13 protein-coding genes are annotated in these 14,918 nt (G+C 57.1%); 7 read left to right on the top strand and 6 right to left on the bottom strand.

The genetic code is table 11. The features are described from left to right. Positions 1-41: 41 nt before the first annotated feature. Entirely contained in the window at positions 42-947 is a 906-nt protein-coding gene (locus R1T41_RS15135) for an SPOR domain-containing protein (RefSeq protein WP_317337685.1), read from the top strand. 2 nt (positions 948-949) lie between these two features. Then, a complete protein-coding gene (locus R1T41_RS15140) occupies positions 950-1,843 on the top strand; it encodes an EipB family protein (RefSeq protein WP_317337686.1) in 894 nt (297 codons plus the stop codon). An 83-nt stretch (positions 1,844-1,926) separates the two neighbouring features. On the opposite strand, the gene R1T41_RS15145 is transcribed toward R1T41_RS15140, so the two are convergent. Continuing rightward, complete coding sequence (locus R1T41_RS15145) at positions 1,927-2,244, bottom strand: ArsR/SmtB family transcription factor (RefSeq protein ID WP_062952419.1); 318 nt, start codon at positions 2,242-2,244, stop codon at positions 1,927-1,929. Between the two features lie 467 nt (positions 2,245-2,711). Between R1T41_RS15145 and R1T41_RS15150 the strand changes: the two genes are divergently transcribed. From R1T41_RS15150 to dxs, 5 genes are all read left to right on the top strand, one after another. Continuing rightward, positions 2,712-3,641 (top strand): histone deacetylase family protein, encoded by a 930-nt coding sequence (locus R1T41_RS15150; protein WP_317337687.1) that lies wholly within the window; start codon positions 2,712-2,714, stop codon positions 3,639-3,641. Positions 3,642-3,791: 150 nt separating this feature from the next. After that, entirely contained in the window at positions 3,792-4,055 is a 264-nt protein-coding gene (locus tag R1T41_RS15155) for an exodeoxyribonuclease VII small subunit (protein WP_062952421.1), read from the top strand. Between the two features lie 14 nt (positions 4,056-4,069). Next, entirely contained in the window at positions 4,070-4,966 is an 897-nt protein-coding gene (locus tag R1T41_RS15160) for a polyprenyl synthetase family protein (protein WP_062952422.1), read from the top strand. Positions 4,967-4,981: 15 nt separating this feature from the next. Then, positions 4,982-5,950, top strand: a complete 969-nt coding sequence (locus R1T41_RS15165; protein ID WP_317337688.1) for an alpha/beta hydrolase family protein — start codon at positions 4,982-4,984, stop codon at positions 5,948-5,950. 113 nt (positions 5,951-6,063) lie between these two features. Continuing rightward, positions 6,064-7,983, top strand: a complete 1,920-nt coding sequence (dxs, locus tag R1T41_RS15170; RefSeq protein ID WP_317337689.1) for a 1-deoxy-D-xylulose-5-phosphate synthase — start codon at positions 6,064-6,066, stop codon at positions 7,981-7,983. A gap of 77 nt (positions 7,984-8,060) precedes the next feature. Here the strand turns inward: dxs and R1T41_RS15175 are convergent, their stop codons facing one another. The 5 genes from R1T41_RS15175 to R1T41_RS15195 form a co-directional block, all read right to left on the bottom strand. Beyond that, entirely contained in the window at positions 8,061-10,322 is a 2,262-nt protein-coding gene (locus R1T41_RS15175; protein WP_317337690.1) for a TonB-dependent siderophore receptor, read from the bottom strand. A 260-nt stretch (positions 10,323-10,582) separates the two neighbouring features. After that, positions 10,583-11,365: a glucose 1-dehydrogenase gene (locus R1T41_RS15180; protein WP_247793694.1), complete on the bottom strand. Its 783-nt coding sequence runs from the start codon at positions 11,363-11,365 to the stop codon at positions 10,583-10,585. A 97-nt stretch (positions 11,366-11,462) separates the two neighbouring features. After that, positions 11,463-12,176, bottom strand: a complete 714-nt coding sequence (locus R1T41_RS15185; protein WP_317337691.1) for a YkgJ family cysteine cluster protein — start codon at positions 12,174-12,176, stop codon at positions 11,463-11,465. An 854-nt stretch (positions 12,177-13,030) separates the two neighbouring features. Beyond that, positions 13,031-13,288 carry a hypothetical protein gene (locus R1T41_RS15190; protein WP_317337692.1) on the bottom strand — a complete coding sequence of 86 codons (258 nt, stop codon included), beginning with the start codon at positions 13,286-13,288 and terminating at the stop codon, positions 13,031-13,033. Positions 13,289-13,371: 83 nt separating this feature from the next. After that, positions 13,372-14,913, bottom strand: coding sequence for a malonyl-CoA synthase (locus R1T41_RS15195; RefSeq protein WP_317337693.1), 1,542 nt, complete (start codon positions 14,911-14,913; stop codon positions 13,372-13,374). Between the last annotated feature and the right edge of the window lie 5 nt (positions 14,914-14,918).

Raw genomic sequence — 14,918 nt, forward strand, 5'->3', positions numbered from 1 at the left:
ATTCACCGTGGAACAATTTATATCCTGCGGGGGATGACGTTTTGAAAAAGATACTTGTGGTGGCGGCACCGCTGGCACTGGCGGCGTGCGGTGGTCCGGTGGAACTTACGGTGGCCAAGCTGGCCGGCGATCTGATCAGCTATGTCACCACGGGCAAAAGCACCACGGATCATGCGGTCTCGGCTGTTGCCGAACGCGATTGCGCCCTGCATCGCCCGTTATTTGAAGAAGACGTCTGTCAGGACAATGTCCTGCTGGATGATGCCGTTGCCTTGGCCGAACCGGGCGCCCCATCGATCAAACAGAAAATCCGCGACGCCGAACCCGCAATTTATGCCGTTAACGCGCCCGGCGAAGACTGGTCACAACCCAAAGCCGGTGCCCGCACATCGGCCGTGATTGTCAAAACCGATCTGCCGCCGCGCCCGGTGAGACATGACGAAGGGACCGCTGCCCCGGTCGAAATCGCAAGCGCACAGGACCAGTTCACCCCCGACTATAACCGTACCCCGCTTCGCAACGAAGGCCCCTTTGACCCGCAGGGCGAAGCCGATGCCGCGGTTGCCGGATATGTCGCCCCGCCAAAACCGGTCGCACCGATTACCGAAACCCAAACCGCTGCCCTGACCGATACCGGTATCATGACCGACGAGGTCAGCGTGATCGCACCGGAAACCACTGCGCATGACAAGCTTGTTGCAGTGCCGCTTGCGGGGGACTATGTAGTATTGGCAAGCTTTGCCGATCAGTTGCGCGCGCAAAATGCCCTGTCGCTTTACAGTGAATATCAGCCGCGTCTGATCAGTGCGACGGTCAAGGGCCGCGAATATCTTCGTGTCGCGGTTGGTCCGCTTTCGCATGAGCATGCAAAAGATTTACGCCATCTTGCTGCCAAAAAGGGTGTCAAAGATCCCTGGATTGTCGAGATCGACGCCGCCGGAGAATAGATTTGCCAGTTATTACGGTTTGTCCTGAAAATCGACAGCGTTCCGTCTTCGGGGCGCTGATCTTTTGTGTTGCTCTGGCGGGATGTTCCGCACAGGCGGGGCAATCTTTTGCCGCCGGTCCCGCCGGTTTTGATCCGGCGCATGTGCTCAAGGCATCCGATACCCAGACGGAACTGGTTCCGCATATGGCGGAATATCGTTTTTCGATGGTCTCGTCGGATGTCGGCAGTTCTGTTGTCGGGGTGCGTGGTGCGCTTGGCTACCGGTTTGAAAAGGTCTGTGATGGCTGGATCACCGAGATGCAGCATCTGATGATCCTTCAGGGGGCAGAAGGGGGCGCGATCAATTCGGCCTATTCGATGACCCAGTGGGAAAGCTTTGACGGATCGAAATACCGCTTCCGCATGCGCGATTATCTGGATGGCGTGCAGGTGGACGAGGTTGTCGGCGATGCGGTGCGTGACAAGGACAAGGTTCTTGTCACTTACGAAGTTCCGGTCGAAATCACCGAAGAACTGCCGGCCGATACCATGTTCCCGACCCAGCATTCCGTAACCCTGCTGAAACGTGCGCTTCAGGGCGACAAATTTGCCAATGATCTGGTGTTTGACGGCAGTGGCGATACGCCGACCAACCGGATTGCTGCGGTGATTTCGGGCGCGAAGCAGGCGCAAAACAATGCCGAGGATGCCGATAACATCGCAAGCCAGCCCTATCACAGTCTGAACCTGGCGTATTATCCGCTGGGCGAGGCTGAAAACGGTCCCTCGACCGAGATCGCGGTTGATTTCGGGGAAAATGGTGTCGCCCACGAACTGCGAATGAATTACGGCAGCTTCCGGGTGCGCGGTGATCTTCAGAAAGTGACACGCCTGCCAGCCCCCGAATGCGGCTAGGTCTGTTTCGGGTGTTAAAGAACAACGCAAAAAAGCCTGCCGGGTTTCCGACAGGCTTTTTTGTGGGGGAAGTTCCATAAATCTTAGGCGGCGACGGCGCTGCTGTCGTCGCGGCAATACAGATCATAAAGTGTCTTGATGACGGTGACGGCTTCATCGCCTTGCAGCGAATAAAAGATCGTCTGTGCTTCGCGCCGGGTTTTTACCAGCTTGTCACGCCGCAGCCGTGCGAGGTGCTGTGACAGGGCAGACTGGCTCAGTCCGACAATGCGTTCAAGTTCACCGACTGATTTCTCGCCTTCGTTCAGTTGGCAAAGAATCATAAGTCTGCTCTGATTGCTCATGGCCTTCAGAAGCGCGCTGGCTTGCTCGGCCTTTTTTTCGAGATGGTTAAGTTCCATTTGGCTCCCTTTAGCCTGGCCATATTCGGCTTTTGTCCCAACTGGGGCATCGGGTGTATCACATTCTTGGTGATAATCTCCGATGGGATATCCCCGATTTTTTCCAACCAACGAGGTCTTTGTGCCTCAAACCCATTAATGAAATTCAAGAATGGGAAGATTCCTATTCTCAAGTATAACATTAAACTGTCAAGACACTCTTTGTCTTGTGAACAGAGATTATGGCGATATTTCGTTCTGAGTCACCGAGTATACAATAGACAGTTCATGCGGTGATTTTGGACCAGTCATTCAAGTTCAAAACTTGCAGTCTTTGACTGATTTATGATGATCTAGAACAAGGCAGCGGATAACTTTGGCTGTCACGATGAAATAATAATAATCAGGATCGTGGTCAATAAGGCCAGTCAGCCTGTAAAGATTTGATATATCTGACGTGCATCTATTCAGGAAGGTTTCCGGAAAACATGGCGACATTATTTGTCACTCATCACAGTTGCATCGACCATGATCCGGGACCGGGCCATCCGGAACAGCCTGATCGCCTTCGCGTGATCCAGCGGGTGCTTGAAGCCGAGGAATTCATGTTCCTGCACCGCGAAGAAGCCCCAAAGGCCGATCTTGACCTGATCAAAAAGGTCCACGATCCGGCCTATGTCGACCGTGTCATGGCCGCCATCCCGCAAAGCGGATATGAAGCGCTTGATGGCGACACCTATGTGTCCCCCGCCTCTGGCGATGCCGCCCTGCGTGCGGCAGGTGGCGTTTGCGTCGCGATCGATGCCGTGATGGCCGGGCATGAACGCAATGCCTTTGTCGGGGTGCGCCCGCCGGGCCACCATGCGGAATATGACCGGGCCATGGGGTTCTGCCTGTTTAACAATGTCGCGGTCGGTGCGCGATATGCCCGCGATGCCTATGGCATCAAACGTGTCGCGGTGATGGATTTCGATGTTCATCACGGCAATGGCACGCAGGATCTTTTCTATAACGATCCCGACCTGTTTTATTGCTCGACCCATCAATGGCCGCTTTATCCCGGCACCGGCGCCCCGGATGAACGGGGATGCGCCAACAATATCCTCAATGTCGGCCTGACCGCGGGGGCAGGGACGGCTGAAATGAAAGAGGCGTTCGAACAATCGGTTTTGCCCGGCATTGCCGCCTTCAAACCGGAACTGCTGATCATTTCGGCCGGTTTTGATGCGCATCGCAATGATCCGCTGGCGGGCCTTTCATTTGTTGAAAGCGACTTCGTCTGGATGACCGAACAGCTCCTCGCTCTTGCGGGCGAGGTCTGCGACAACCGCTTTGTCTCGGTACTTGAAGGCGGCTATGACCTGCCGTCCCTGGCAGGTTGCGTTGCGGCGCATGTGCGAACCCTGATGACGCGATAAATTTCCGGTAACCTCCGGGGCTCCGGGAAGTCGGGCGGTTTCGCAAATGCGAATTGCCGGCGTGTTTTCCGCTGTGATTTCCGTTCTGGCCGGTTGCCCTGCCGGGATCGTCGGCGTAAACTCCGCGCCAATCAAATCAATGGAGCAGATATGTCCGAGCCAACCCCGTCCACCACGATCCCCGATGATATCGCCAAACTCAGCTTTGAAGAGGCCCTCGGCCAGCTTGAAAGCCTCGTGCGGCAGCTGGAACAGGGGCAGGTGGGGCTTGATGATGCCATTGCATCCTATGAACGCGGTGCGGCGCTGAAACGTCATTGTGCCGATAAACTGCGTGCGGCCGAAGAACGCATCGAGAAAATCACGCTGGGTGCGGATGGCCGTCCGAACGCAACCCCGACCGAAATCGAATAATTCTCGCGGAGAATATGGTGAGTTACGACCTGCTTGCTGAGCTGAGTACTGCTTCTGCTGATCTTGGCGAAACGCTTGATGGCATTCTGCCGCGCCCCAATGGCCAGATCGAGCAACGCCTGTTTCAGGCGATGCGTTATTCGACACTGGGCGAAGGCAAACGCCTGCGCCCGTTTCTGGTGTTAAGCTCCGCCGGATTGTTCCGGGTATCGCGCCAATGCGCCTTGCGAGTCGCCGCCGCGGTTGAAATGGTCCATAGCTATTCGCTGATCCATGATGACCTTCCGGCCATGGATGATGATGACCTTCGGCGTGGCAAGCCAAGCTGCCACAAGCAGTTTGACGAGGCGACCGCCATTCTGGCTGGTGACGCATTGTTGACCCAGGCATTCGAAGTCCTAGCCGATGAAAGCACCCATCCCGATCCGCGTGTCTGCACCGATCTTGTCCGCGCGCTTGCCCGTGCGGCCGGGCCGTACGGCATGGTCGGTGGTCAGATGATCGATCTGGCGGGCGAGGGGCAAAGCCTTGATCAGGCACAGGTCACCCATCTGCATCTGCTGAAAACCGGCCGGATGTTTGCTTTTGCTTGCGAAGCCGGGGCAATTCTGGGCAAGGCCCCCAAAAGCATGCGCATGTCATTGCGGTCCTACGCCCATGACATGGGTCTGGCCTTCCAGATCAAGGATGACCTTCTGGATGTGGAATCCAGCAGCGCCGAACTGGGCAAGACGGCCGGCAAGGATATCGATCAGGACAAGTCGACCTATGTGAAGCTTCTGGGCCTTGAACAGGCCCGCGAGCAGGCCAGAATGCTGTGTGATCAGGCGATCAATCACCTGAACTGCTTTGACGGCGAAGCCGAACCGCTGCGCGAGGTCGCCCGTTTCGTGATCGAACGCGGGCGTTAAGGTCCGTCACCTGTCATGAGCGAACAAGCCAGATATACAGCCGGTTTTCGCGACCGGCTGTTTGACAGGGACCCGTTTCCGCTTGCGATCTGGTATCCGTCGCACGGCGATGAACGCCCTGTGCGCCATATGGGCGTGACCTCGACGGCGGCCCGCGATGCGGATTTCGCCGATGGCGGGCCCTATCCGCTGGTGATGTTTTCGCACGGCTCCGAAGGGCACCGCTTCAATCAGTTCTGGCTGGCGGAATATCTCGCACGGCGCGGTTATATCGTCGCCGCCCCGCAGCATCATGGCGATAATTACCTTGATCCGTCCGATGCGCGGCAATTGACGATCATCGAACGCCGCCCGCGCGAAATGCGCTTGGCTCTTGATCTGTTGCTGGATCATGACGGCATTGCTGCTCACATTGATACGGATCGTATTTTTGCGCTTGGCCATTCGGCGGGCGGGGCGACGGTGCTTAAAATGGCGGGCTGGCAGTTTGATGCCGCCGCCTGGCAAAGCTATTGCGCGCTTAATGCCGATCAGGACCGCGTGATTTGCCATCATGCGCCAGGTGATGATCTGATTGATGAGTTGCATGATCGTTATGGCGGCCCGGTTGTTTCCGCGCGCGATGACCGGATCGCGGGCGTGATTGCCGTGACCCCGGCCTTTGGCGTTGCCGCGACCGATGCGGGCTTTGCCGATGTGACGGTCCCGATGCTGTTTATCGAGGCCGAAACTGATGAAATCCTGCCCGAAACCGCCAATGCCGCGCATTTTCGCAAGCTGCTGCGCGGCCGGGCAAAATTTGTGAAGGCCAAAGGGGCCGGGCATTATTCATTCCTGCCACCCTGCACGCCCTATATTGCTGAAAACTTTGGTTATTTGTGCCGGGATTTCGGGCGCGAACGCACTGATATTCACCGCACGGTCGAGCAGGTGGTGCTGAAGTTCCTCGGTGACATCAAATCAGGTGATTTTCAGGGTCGCTAATTACAGCGAAGCTGTTTATTTTACGCAGCTTGCAATAGGGCTAAGGAAACGTCACCCTGTTGGTTTGAACGCTATATAAAAAACGCCACACAAAACTGAAGATCGAGATCGGTATGAGCACGACCTCCAAGACCCCGCTTTTGGACACGATTAACACCCCGGCTGATTTGCGCAGCCTGCAACCTGCACAGATGAAGCAGGTCGCAGATGAATTGCGCGCCGAGGTGATTGATGCCGTGTCGGTCACCGGCGGGCATCTGGGGGCGGGGCTTGGCGTGGTCGAGTTGACCGTGGCCATCCATTACCTGTTTGATACGCCCGACGACCGGCTGATCTGGGATGTCGGGCATCAATGCTATCCCCATAAAATCCTGACCGGGCGGCGGGATCGTATCCGCACCCTTCGTCAGGGCGGCGGGCTTTCGGGCTTTACCAAACGATCCGAGTTTGAATATGACCCGTTCGGTGCCGGGCACAGTTCGACCTCCATCTCGGCGGGGCTTGGCATGGCGGTCGCCAATCAGCTTTCGGACGATAAACGCAAAAACGTCATTGCCGTGATCGGCGATGGCTCCATGAGTGCCGGCATGGCCTACGAGGCGATGAACAATGCCGCCGCCGCCGATCAGCGCATGATTGTGATCTTGAATGATAACGACATGTCGATTGCCCCGCCGGTGGGCTCCATGTCGGGTTATCTGTCGCGTCTGATTTCGGGCAAGGGCTATCAGGGGCTTCGCAACGCGGCCAAGGGCCTGACCAAACACCTGCCGCGTCAGATCGAAGAAGCCGCCCGCAAGATCGAAGAATATACCCGCGGCATGGTGACCGGCGGGACCCTGTTTGAAGAAATGGGTTTCTTCTATGTCGGGCCGATTGATGGTCATAATCTGGATCATCTTCTGCCGGTGCTGAAAAACGTCCGCGATGCGGATGTTGATGGCCCGATCCTTGTTCATGTCGTGACCCAGAAGGGCAAGGGCTATGGCCCGGCCGAAAACGCCGCCGACAAATATCATGGTGTTGCCAAGTTCGACGTTGTCACTGGCAAACAGGCCAAGGCCACGCCCAATGCACCGTCCTACACCAAGGTTTACGGCGAAACGCTGACCAGACTTGCCGAAACCGATGACAAGATCACCGCGATCACGGCGGCCATGCCGTCGGGTACCGGGGTCAATATCTTTGCCGAACGGTTCCCGGATCGTGCCTTTGACGTCGGCATTGCCGAACAGCATGCCGTGACCTTTGCCGCCGGGATGGCGTGCGAGGGTTATAAACCGTTTTGCACGCTCTATTCGACCTTCCTGCAACGCGCCTATGATCAGGTGGTGCATGACGTGGTCATCCAGAACCTGCCGGTTCGTTTCGCCATGGACCGTGCCGGGCTTGTCGGCGCGGATGGTGCAACCCATGCCGGGGCCTATGACATTGCCTATCTTGGCTGCCTGCCCAACATCGTTTTGATGGCGGCGGCTGACGAGGCCGAACTGGTTCATATGACCACAACCGCATGGGCGATTGATGACCGCCCAAGCGCCTTCCGCTATCCAAGGGGCGAGGGTGTCGGTGTTGAAATGCCGGCCGAGGGACAGGTTCTTGAAATCGGCAAGGGGCGTATCCTGCGCGAAGGCGGCAAGATCGCCATCCTGTCATACGGCACCCGCCTGGCAGAGGCGATGCTGGCCGCCGAAGATCTCGCTGCACGTGGCCTTCCGGCAACGGTTGTCGATGCCCGCTTTGCCAAACCGCTTGATCATGCGCTGATCGCCGATCTGGCCCGCAACCACGAAGTCCTGATCACGATTGAAGAAGGATCGATTGGCGGCTTTGGCGCGATGGTCCTGCAACATATGGCGGGCAACGGCCTGCTGGATCACGGGCTCAAAGTCCGCACCATGGCGCTGCCCGATGCCCTGATCGATCACGATAAGCCCGACATTCAATATGCCAAGGCAGGACTTGATGCGCAAAGCATCGTCAAAACCGCCCTTGGCGTGCTTGGCCTTTCCGAAAGCAAGGCACGCGCCTGATCGTTTAAGGCATGATCCAATAACGAAAAACGCCGCCCTTTTGGGGCGGCGTTTTTGTTTGTTTGGACTGGCCCGGATCAGAAATCCGCGGTCAGCGAGATTTTGGCCGTCAACGGCGCCCCCATCGTCAGATAGCCGCCATTGGCTGACGCCCAGTAATCGCTATCCGTAACGTTTTCGATATTGGCACGGATGGTAACCGGATATTCGTGCACCTCGGTCGTGTAACGCGCGCCAAGGTCAAGGCGCGTCCATGACGGGATCGAAAGCGTGTTGGTCGCATTGACATATTGCGATGCCGTGTGAACCGCCCGCGCATTGACCGTCGCCCCCTCAAGGAACGGCAGGTCATATTCAATGCCAAGCTTGGCAACATAGTCGGGAATGCCAATCGGCGTGTTGCCGTCATTGGTGCCGTTTTCGGTATCGGACAGTTCCGCATCATAAACGGTGATACCGCCCAGAATACGGGTGCCGATCACAGGTTCGCCAAAGACCTGAAACTCAACGCCGCGGTTCTGCTGCTCGCCGTCCGCTGCAAAGGTGTTACTTGCGTTCTTGTAGGCGAAGGGTTTGGAAATCTGGAACAGGGCGACGCTACCGCCAAAGCTGCCGAAATCCGCCTTTGCCCCGATTTCATATTGCTCAGAGGTGTAAGGGGCCAACTGCTCGCTCGGGTTGGTCAGGGTCGCGTCACTGGCCGCACTGGCGGCTGTTTCGCCGGGCGACAGGGATTCCATATAGTTTGCATAAACCGATACCTGATCGGTCACATTGCCGACGATGCCGACCATCGGCGTGTATTCGTCCGCATCATAGTTGCTCGATTGCGCACCACTGGTCAGATCGAACTGTTTGGTATTGACCGACTGACGGCGAATGCCACCCGTGACACTCAGGCGGTCATCAAGGAAGCTGACGGTATCGGCAAGAAAATAGCTGGTCAGTTCGTTGATATTGCGAAGCCCTGGATCAGCCAGATTGCCTGATGGCGCTGCCAGCGCCGGATAACCTGTGGGCGTCGGCCCGTAAATATTGCCGGTAAACGCCGACGCACCGGGCGAGAACGCCCATGCCTGATGGCTTTTGTTCTGAAGGTAGGAAACCCCGGCATTCAGTTCGTGTTTGACGACGCCGGTTTCAAATTTAACGCGGGCACCGGTCAGCGCACTGTTGGTCGTATCTTCACGAATGATGGTTGAACCGCCATAGGTCATTGTCCCGTCGGTACCGGTAATGCGCGGGGTCGAATAAATCCCGGATTCTTCCATGTGTCGGGTGCCTGCGGCGGCATAGGCCATGAGATAGTCGTTTACATCATGTTCGACGCGGCCCTGAACAAAGCTGTCCTCAAGGTCGGCCCATGTCCCATCTGCATTGTAATTGTGGCTCGCATCCGGGGCATCGGGGATGTTCGTAAGCGTGCCGAGCAGATTTACCGATGTCCGCCCATGATCAACATTCTTTTCATTATACCCGGCATCCACCGTGATCCGGGTATCATCGCCGCGATAATCGAATGACAGCGACCCGATCTGGCTGTTGCGGTCTTCGTCATCGATGGCGGTTTCGCCGTCGCTATATTTCAGATTAGCACGAATGCCGAACTGATTGTCCTTGCCAAAACGCCGTCCGAAATCGACATGCCCGCCGGTCTGGCTGTTCATTTCATAGGTTGTAGTGACACTGGTGATCGGGTCATCCGTGGCGCGTTTGGGAATAAGGTTGATCCCGCCGCCAATGCCGCTGCCGCTGGGGGCCATGCCATTGATAAACGCGGATGCGCCTTTGACAACTTCGACACGGTCATACATCGACATATCGATCAACTGGCGCGGTGCCGTGCCATAAAGGCCATCCAGCATCACGTCATCACCGTCAAGAACAAAGCCGCGGATCATGAAGCGGTCACCCGAACCGCCATAGCTGTAGGATGTCAGCACACCCGGATCGTTATCAACCACATCGGCAAGCGTGTCGGCCTGCTGGTTCTTGATCACTTCGCTGGTATAGCTGGTGATGCTGACCGGGATATCCAGATTGTCCTTGTTGCCCAAAACACCGGCCCGGCCACCCGTCGCAACCTGACCACCGGCATAGACCGGCGGGGTGGGATCACCCGCCGTGGCATTGGCTTCACCCTCGACCCGGATCGGGTCAAGATTAATGTCGCTGTCTTTTTCGGTCGTTGCGGTATCGCCGGTATCGTCTGATTGCGCGTTTTGCTGTGGCGGTGTGTCCTGTGCATAAGCCGGTGTCGCCATGACGGCAATAATACTTACAGAAGCCAGCAACAGCGTACTGAATGTACGATGTTTTATGGTCGATGAAACGTGCATGAAAAGACCCCATAGTCAGATTGATCACCGCCCCCGGCGGTTTGCATATGGGGTTCATTATCACTATTGATAATCAATCTCAATATAAATGATTATTATTATCAATCGCGATATAATTGTTCAGAAACTCAACCTGACGTTCAGTCACGCGCAGGTGTGATAGGTGGGGGATGTTAACGGGGTAAACCCGTCCGCAGGAAACCGTAAAACCGCAGAATGAAGGGGCAGGGAACAAGGCCACGTCCGCCCCGGGACTCCGGTCAATCGGCATAGATCATTTTATGCGTCATGCCGCCATCAATGCGGATGGTTTCGCCAGTCATGAAACCGGATTGGTCATGATCAAGCAGGAAGGCGACCATTTTTGCGATGTCATCGGGCGTGCCGATGCGGCCCGCCGGGTGTTGCTGCCGGTCGATGTCGCGGTGTTGCGGTTCCTCGCGGGCGGATGATTTTTGCCAGTCACCGACTTCGATCCAGCCCGGCGCAATGGCATTGACCCGAACCGCCCCCGACAGGCTGACCGCCATGGCATGGGTTAATGCCACCATGCCACCCTTTGACGCGGCATAGGCTTCGGTATTCGGCTCGGACTGAAAGGCGCGGGTGGATGCGATATTGACAATCGCCCCGCGGGTCTTGCGCAAATGCTGTGTCGCATGTTTGGCCGCCAGAAACGCGCCGCCCAGATTGACATTGATCACGCGCTGCCAGCTTTCCCAATCCAGATGCTCGAACGATCCCGAATGCGGATCGGCAATGCCGGCATTATTGACCAGTCCGTCAATGCGCCCGAACCGGTCAACGGTCTGCTGAACCGCAATCGCCACATCATGTTCATTGGCAATGTCGCCCTTGAAAAACAGGGCACGTTCCTGCTGTTCTTCGGGCAGGGCCGTGATGGCCTCGTCCCCGGCATCCGCATCCAGATCAAACAGCATGACCTTCCACCCGGTGGACAGAAGATGCTGCGTTATGCCCAGTCCCAGGCCCTGCGCTGCACCGGTGACGAAGGCGACCTTGGGATCGGGAAAACTGTTCATGTGCTGCTATGTCCGCGTTGATCTGGAAAGGAATGAATTTTGTGAACGTCTTGAAAATGGACCTGTTCCGCAAGGATGCAACAAACAAGCCGAAAATTTAATCGGCTGCCCGATCCTGCGATGGTGCCAGCCGATCAATAAGCGCGTGGACGAACCCCTTTTGCCTCCCGTCAAGCCCGCGTGCCCTGGCGGCGTCCTGCAGGGCTTCGGTGGCTTCAAGATGCAGGCGAAAATGCCCGGGATTCTGATCAATGCGGTCTTTGCGCTGATCTTCGTCGCCAAAGACCATGGTGTGACAACGTGGCGCACTTGATGATGTAAAGGCCCGGCAGGTCAGGGGCCGAACGTCATAGATCGTGCACCTTTCATCCGCCCCCAGAAGCGGGCAGCGTGCGCGCACTTCGGATGTGGTTTTGGCCTGTTCAATGATCCGTGCTGCCTGGTCCAGACGTTCCAGCAATGCCTGCTGTTCATCAGGCGGGAAAGTCTTGCGGATATGGTCGGCAATCAGGCTTGTGACGCCGGGCGGCACCGCAACAAACAGATGGCAGCACGCGCTGCATCCATCCCGGCAGTCACAATGGGGCTGATGGGGAAAGCTGTCACGCAGGGTCCGGGATGCCGCATCGACCAGCATCATGGCCGCCTGCGCGGCGTCACTGATGGTCGGTGCCTGTTCAAGCACACGGGCCAGTTCGGCGCGGAAGCCGGGAAACATTTCCTCGTATCGGCGCGACGCTTCTGCGGTCAGCGCACCGGTTTGGGAAATATCACTCGTGATCCGGTCGATTGCGTCGTCAAGTTTTGCCATGACTATGCGATTGCCTTTATCCCGATCCCTGTCCGCAAAACGGGCAGGCTGAAATGTCAGAGCGCGATGGCCTTCATCCCATCATGCTGATTTTGGGACCATTTTCCAAGTGCATCCTTGGAACCGATGTTCAAGACAAAACACCTGCCAGAACTTCAGACCGCTGGCGGTTTTGCCAGACGGCGCGGCCAAACCAATCCAGGCCAACCAAGTCCACGCCACATCCGGCCAATCGACACCATTCCGCTCCAAGCGATCACCCTGACCTCCCCGCCACCCGATGACCGGCAACCTGCCGTGATCCTCCCATGCTGCCTCCGGCACTTGGTTCCGCGAACCCTTGCCGCGCTGCTCCTTCGGCGGATATCCCCCGTTCGGAGAACACGGAAGGCACCGAACTCCCGTCAAGCCGCCGCAAGCTATCGCCCTGATCTTCGCTGCCCGATGAGAGACAACCTGCCGCGATCCTCCCATGCTGCCTCCGGCACGTGGTTCCGCCAACCTTTGCCGCGCTGGCTCCTTTGTCGGATATCCCCCGGCTGGCGAACACGGAAATCCAAACAGTCGACGGACGCCAGCCGGTCGCACCAGTCGCCCCGGACCATCCGCTCCAATAGACCCATCTCCCGCCGCTGTTTGCCACCTGCTGCCCAATTCTGCCAGCCGCTGCCGATTACAATCTCGCTGGCTACCTCGCTACCAAGGCGGATCTCTCCCGTCATGGCCCATCATGAGCCGCCGCTTGCCTGATGCTGCCCGGCGCAGCCCAGCCGCTGTCGATCACAATTTTACCGGTTGCCTTGCCAACAAGGCGCACTTCTCCCGTCTTGACCTTTGGGTGACCTTGGGGTGGGTTAGGACACGGGCGCAAAACCTCCGTAATGGCTTTTCCACCCGCCGGTCATCATCCGGCGATGTTGCCGCCGGATCGGTCTGTCTTTGTACTGCTGCATCATCATCACTTTCATCTGGCCCCAAACGCAAAAACCCGCAAAGCGCATCACGCTTTGCGGGTTTTGGTCCGGGCGCTTTTGTCCCGTTGACTTTTCTTTTCTAGCATAACAAAAAGAACAAATCAAGAACTTTTTGAGAATCCGCGCAAAAAAAATCACCGGCCAGAATTTCCAACCGGTGAAGGAGTTTGGCTGTCTGCAAGACAGCAGGGAGACACGGGAAAACGAAACAGAGTGTGCAATTATCCGTTGGCAGATTTGCCCGACGGGGTGGCAAAGGTATCCGCATAATCCTTGCGCAGCTGGGCCTTCTGGATTTTGCCCATGGTGTTGCGCGGCAATTCGTCGAGCATCCAGATGCGTTTGGGCACCTTGAATTTCGCAAGCTTGTCCTGGGTGCGTTTGATGATGGCCTCGGCATCGGGTTTGGCACCCTTGGCCGGGACGATCACCCCGGCAACCGCTTCGCCGAAATCGGGATGCGGCAGGCCAAAGATCGCGACTTCCTCGACCTCGTCATACTCGGCGATGATTTCCTCGACTTCCTTGGGATAGACGTTGAAACCACCCGAAATGATCAGGTCCTTGTCGCGCCCGACGATGGTGACATAACCGTCTGCGCCGATGGTCGCCAGATCGCCGGTGATAAAGAAACCGTCCGTGCGGAATTCGGATGCGGTTTTTTCCGGCATCTGCCAGTAACCCTTGAAAACGTTGGGCCCGCGAACTTCAAGCACACCGATTTCACCGACGGGCAATACATTGCCATCCTTGTCGCAAACACGCGCCTCGATCCCCGGAAGGGTCGGGCCGACTGCGCCCGGACGGCGTTCGCCATCCAGCGGGTTTGACGTGTTCATGCAGGTTTCGGTCATGCCGTAACGTTCAAGGATTTTATGCCCGGTCCGCTCAAAGAACGCATCGTGGGTTTCCGCCAGAAGCGGGGCCGAACCCGACACGAACAGGCGCATATTGGCCACCAGATCCTTGTCAAACTTCGGATGGGCCAGAAGGCGGGTATAGAAGGTCGGAACCCCCATCATAACGGTCGCGTTCGGCAGGCGTTCCACCACGTCATCGGCATCGAATTTCGGAAGCAGGATCACCTTGCCGCCATTGACCAGCATGATGTTGATCGCAACAAACAGGCCATGCGTATGGAACAGCGGCAGGGCATGCAAAAGCGTATCACCCGGCCTGAAACCCCATGCCTTGTGCAGGGTCAGCGCGTTGGAGCCGAGGTTGCCATGCGTCAGCATCGCGCCCTTGGACCGGCCGGTGGTGCCCGATGTATACAGAATGGCGGCAATGTCATCCTTGGTCACATCGGCGACGTCGCCATGCGGTTTGGCACTGGCGGCCAGATCATTCAGCGTGCCATCGCCCTTGTCGCCAAGCGACAGGACCGCACCGACATTGTTCTGCGCGCCAAGGGTTTTGGCGGCATCAATATGGGCCGGGCGGCACACGAATACGCGCGGGGCGGCATCACCAAGGAAATAGGCGATTTCATCGCCGGTATAGGCGGTATTGAGCGGAAGGTGAATGGCGCCAAGCTGAAGGCAGGCCAGATAAAGCGCGATCACATCGGATGATTTATCGATCTGGGCGGCAACACGGTCGCCCTTGACCACCCCATGATCGGCAAGAACCTTGGCATAACGCCCGGTGCGATCCAGCAACCAGGCAAAGCTGCGTTCAGTGCCGTCGCGTTCAATCAGAAAGGTGCGCGAACGGTCCGCCGGGAAACGTTTGGTAAATTCGTTGAAAAGATTATCCGACATGGTTC

The organism is Thalassospira lucentensis (assembly GCF_032921865.1).
Lineage (GTDB): Bacteria > Pseudomonadota > Alphaproteobacteria > Rhodospirillales > Thalassospiraceae > Thalassospira > Thalassospira lucentensis_A.

Bases quoted from the DNA above. Each gene is read 5' to 3' on its own strand.
- R1T41_RS15145 (WP_062952419.1), bottom strand. From the start codon at position 2,244: ATGGAACTTAACCATCTCGAAAAAAAGGCCGAGCAAGCCAGCGCGCTT.
- R1T41_RS15150 (WP_317337687.1), top strand. From the start codon at position 2,712: ATGGCGACATTATTTGTCACTCATCACAGTTGCATCGACCATGATCCG.
- R1T41_RS15155 (WP_062952421.1), top strand. From the start codon at position 3,792: ATGTCCGAGCCAACCCCGTCCACCACGATCCCCGATGATATCGCCAAA.
- R1T41_RS15160 (WP_062952422.1), top strand. From the start codon at position 4,070: ATGGTGAGTTACGACCTGCTTGCTGAGCTGAGTACTGCTTCTGCTGAT.
- R1T41_RS15165 (WP_317337688.1), top strand. From the start codon at position 4,982: ATGAGCGAACAAGCCAGATATACAGCCGGTTTTCGCGACCGGCTGTTT.
- dxs (WP_317337689.1), top strand. From the start codon at position 6,064: ATGAGCACGACCTCCAAGACCCCGCTTTTGGACACGATTAACACCCCG.
- R1T41_RS15175 (WP_317337690.1), bottom strand. From the start codon at position 10,322: ATGCACGTTTCATCGACCATAAAACATCGTACATTCAGTACGCTGTTG.
- R1T41_RS15180 (WP_247793694.1), bottom strand. From the start codon at position 11,365: ATGAACAGTTTTCCCGATCCCAAGGTCGCCTTCGTCACCGGTGCAGCG.
- R1T41_RS15185 (WP_317337691.1), bottom strand. From the start codon at position 12,176: ATGGCAAAACTTGACGACGCAATCGACCGGATCACGAGTGATATTTCC.
- R1T41_RS15195 (WP_317337693.1), bottom strand. From the start codon at position 14,913: ATGTCGGATAATCTTTTCAACGAATTTACCAAACGTTTCCCGGCGGAC.